Here is a 256-nt window from a genome sequence, read left to right as displayed (position 1 = left end):
TAGCGTGGCAACGTCCTACCCTTGCAGGGGGCGATCCCCCAACTACTCTTGGCGTGCTGAAGCTTAACTACTGTGTTCGGCATGGGAACAGGTGTATCCTTCAGGCTATCGCCACCACACTATTGAGAACTGATGCTCTCAAAACTAGACAATATCAATTTCTTTTACCGATGAACACCACTACTCGTGGTTAAGTCCTCGACCGATTAGTACTAGTCCGCTCCGTGCATCGCTGCACTTCCACTTCTAGCCTATC

General features: G+C 50.0%; 1 rRNA gene. It reads right to left on the bottom strand.

The features are described from left to right. Positions 1 to 2: 2 nt before the first annotated feature. Positions 3 to 119: ribosomal RNA gene (gene rrf, locus CES79_RS12505) — 5S ribosomal RNA — on the bottom strand. Between the last annotated feature and the right edge of the window lie 137 nt (positions 120 to 256).

The organism is Secundilactobacillus silagei JCM 19001 (assembly GCF_002217945.1).
Lineage (GTDB): Bacteria > Bacillota > Bacilli > Lactobacillales > Lactobacillaceae > Secundilactobacillus > Secundilactobacillus silagei.
Note: the sequence above shows the minus strand (reverse complement) of the source record. Positions and strands in the feature narration are given on the sequence as shown.